Annotated in this window: 1 protein-coding gene; it reads left to right on the top strand. The window is 66.8% G+C overall.

The window, feature by feature from the left end:
- The first annotated feature begins 16 nt into the window (after positions 1-16).
- On the top strand, positions 17-175 hold the full coding sequence (locus tag RVY79_RS22130; RefSeq protein ID WP_411161786.1) for a GtrA family protein: 159 nt from the start codon (positions 17-19) through the stop codon (positions 173-175).
- Positions 176-238 lie beyond the last annotated feature (63 nt).

A 238-nucleotide genomic window follows, 5' to 3' on the forward strand; every position in this document is an offset into this window, starting at 1 on the left:
GTGCAATGCCACCATCATGGCGATCGGCTTAGCGCTCGGGCTGTATTACCTCGTCGCGCAGATGTTTGCCTCGGCCATCACCGCGGTCTTCAACTTTCTGGTGCACCGGCACTGGACCTTTCGCGATGCGGCGGCCGTGGGCAGGCCGAGCAGGCCGCCCCGGCCGTCAGCGTAATCAGTGCCGGCTGGCGGCGCTGCGCAGGCTCGGGGGGCTTTCGGTGGTGAAGGTGACTTCGCC

This window comes from Chromohalobacter sp. HP20-39 (genome assembly GCF_033052815.1).
GTDB lineage: Bacteria > Pseudomonadota > Gammaproteobacteria > Pseudomonadales > Halomonadaceae > Chromohalobacter.